Consider the following 3,035-nt stretch of genomic DNA (forward strand, 5'->3'; position numbering starts at 1 on the left):
TAATTTTTCGGGGATTTAGGTCAAATAGCATAGCTTCGAGATATAATTACAATAGAAGTAAATCGTCTGATGCTCAAAGGAAATTGGAGCATGTGGGTAAAGGTTATTGGGGAATATATGCCGATAGTCAGGAAGCGGCAAAGGCATTGGCAGTTGTGATGGGGTATGCTGGACGTCCTGAAGTACACTCCTCTGGAATGTATGGGCATTATCACGACATAACACATACATTTCATATTTGGTTTGGAGGCACTATTTCGTACTAGGAGGTATATCTTGTTTATTACTATTGAGGATATTATATATTATGGACGTCACAATAAAGATGAATATGAAGGCTCATATTGGTGGTTTGATCTTCATGACTATAAAATCTATTCAATTGACCAATTAAGGTCGTTATTCCCCGACGAAATCTTTACTACAGAAGTTAATCTACTGATGAAAGACATTATTCCCTTGTTTAAAACAGAGATTATTGAAGTCGAAAAAGTCTATATACAACAGAAAAACGATAAGAAAATGAGTGAGGCTTTTTGTAAAGTTTCTGATGATAAGTTTGATCAGTTCTTTAAAAAGTATATAGATGAGCATCTGCTATTAAACGACTGGTGGAATTTTGAAAGAAAAATATTAATTTCCGATTGTATTGAGTGGTGTAAATCCAATAGAATTAGGTGTCGTTTTAAACAACGATAATTGTATATGCATCGGATTGAAAAGACAAGTACAGTATGTCTTTGAAACTGCAGTTTGAAAAGGATCAATATTGTTTAATTAGTCTCGCAATGAGTCCGTAACCTACACCTATGATTCCGGAGGAAACATCCTTTGATTCCGGAGGAAACATCCTTAACAAGAAGGAGTATGCATACACCAATAGTACATTAGGCGCAGAACTTGCGAACATTCCCTACACCTATGGCGACACTAACTGGAAGGACAAGCTTACAGCGTACAACGGTAAGGCCATCTCCTATGACGCCATAGGAAATCCATTGTCATACGACGGCTGGACCTACACCTGGGAAAATGGCAGGCAGCTGAAGAGCTTGAGCAACGCTTCAACCAGCCTCAGCTTCAAGCACAACTCCGATGGGATAAGGACGGAGAAGACCGTCAATGGCGTCACCACCAAGTACACAGTATTTGGTGATAAGGTCAGCTTCGAGACCACTGGCTCAGACAAGATCCACTACAGCTATGATGCTTCGGGGAACCTCTTCTCGATGAACCTCAATGGAACAGAATACTACTACGTAAGAAACGCCCAGGGGGACATCACAGGGCTTATTGACAATGCAGGAAACCTTGTGGTCAGCTACACCTACGACACCTGGGGGAAGCTGGTCTCAACTACTGGAAGCCTTGCTAGCACGATTGGAGTTAAGAATCCGTACCGTTACAGAGGATACCGTTACGACATAGAGACCGGACTTTACTATCTCCAGTCCAGGTATTACAATCCTGACTGGGGCAGGTTTGTCAATGCGGATGATGAGGGAATCCTTGAAGTTGACCAGGACAGCCTGATTGAAAACAACCTCTTCGTCTATGCGCTGAATAATCCTGTGAACATGGAGGACTCAACGGGATTTATTGCTGCAAATATAGCGGCTGGTCTAATAGGTGCTGGCGCTGGGTTCATAATAGCGGGATCTTTTTCTGCCGCCACTCAGTATTATTCAACAGGAAGAGTTGACTGGAATGTGGCTGGAATTAATGCTATATCTGGAGCATTATCGGGTGCCTTAACTGCTTCAGGTGCAACCTGGCTAGCATCCGTTCTGGGTAACGCTGGTATTAGTATGGGAACATATGTCAGCGAACAATATTATAGAGGGGAGATAATCACTGGTAAGGGATTAAAAGATAGCGCTTTTGCTGGAGCCCTATCGGGAGTTATTGGAGGGAAAGGCGCGAATGGCGGCAAAATGATTACAACAGCTAAATCCGCTCAAAAGAGTATTGCTAGAGAGCTAAGACGTGTCAATCAGAAATATGCCGCAAAGCAGATAGCTAAGATTTCACTTTCTCAATCAGATATCAAAAAAGCTGTTGTCGTAGTTGTCACAAGATACATGATAGGAACATATTCTAGTCACAAAGCCAATTCGTTAAGGTAGGTTAGTATGGTAAATTTAAGTCTCTTATTTGTTATTATATGTGTTAATGTCATCATGATGTTCCTGTATAAAAAGGAAACCAGTCACCAATATGGCGATGCGATCCGGTATCCCAAGCTATACCTATGGGTAGGAATTGCAGGGTTGATTTTCGTTAGCGTGATGTTGATTCTGATGATGCTTTATCCAAATGATACCGACAATTTGTTGGTGTACGCATTATTTTATGCCTTTGGTATCCTCTACGTTGGTATCATTATGGCTTATATGAATTGGTTCATGATTATCGAAAAGGATCATTTCATCTATAGGTCTATCTTTAGGAAAACCTATAAAGTCTTTTATTCAGACGTCATAGATTGCACGATCAAGGAGAATGATGTCATCATCAAAACGAAAGACAGGAAGTTCGATGTGGATCGTAATCTTCCTGGCGTTCGCGAACTGGGACAGAGATTAAGAAGTCAGACACGAAAAAACTCAAAATGACTTTTAGCTTGCGAAAGCGCAGAAATCCTTGAGCCACTTAGCAGATTGCATTAAACTATTAAATGGCTCACATGGACCAAAGCCTTACATGATAAGAAGGGGGATACTTTTACGCGAAAGTCAATTATGCGTATTAGTATCTTCTTGTTGCCATAACTTCACATTGAGACAGTGATACTCCTACAAAAGGAAAAACCACAACATGCTGTATAAACCGCGTGGTTGAGCCACTATATATAGTATTTTATTAAATGTGTAGTTGTTTCCCAATACGCCCACAGATTAAAGGGGAATATTAATAGTAAGCTTCTTTAGCTATTCATCTCTGAGTTTATTAAATAGTGTTAGTGCTGAGTCAAATTCGTATGGCTCAGTACTTTTATTTTTGTGGGGATATTGAATGTTACTGCTGACTTCTGT

Annotated in this window: 4 protein-coding genes; all 4 read left to right on the forward strand. The window is 40.4% G+C overall.

Annotated features, from left to right (window positions below):
- A partial coding sequence (locus T472_RS20070) for a hypothetical protein (protein ID WP_040906581.1) occupies window positions 1–266 on the forward strand: 266 nt, incomplete at its 5' end.
- Between the two features lie 10 nt (window positions 267–276).
- Window positions 277–699, forward strand: coding sequence for a hypothetical protein (locus T472_RS03595; RefSeq protein ID WP_023863313.1), 423 nt, complete (start codon window positions 277–279; stop codon window positions 697–699).
- A gap of 110 nt (window positions 700–809) precedes the next feature.
- Window positions 810–2,126, forward strand: coding sequence for an RHS repeat-associated core domain-containing protein (locus T472_RS03600; RefSeq protein WP_023863315.1), 1,317 nt, complete (start codon window positions 810–812; stop codon window positions 2,124–2,126).
- Window positions 2,127–2,183: 57 nt separating this feature from the next.
- On the forward strand, window positions 2,184–2,615 hold the full coding sequence (locus T472_RS20655) for a DUF6560 family protein (protein WP_439334301.1): 432 nt from the start codon (window positions 2,184–2,186) through the stop codon (window positions 2,613–2,615).
- Window positions 2,616–3,035 lie beyond the last annotated feature (420 nt).

Source organism: Youngiibacter fragilis 232.1 (assembly GCF_000495435.3).
In the GTDB taxonomy this organism is placed as follows: Bacteria; Bacillota; Clostridia; order Clostridiales; family Clostridiaceae; genus Youngiibacter; species Youngiibacter fragilis.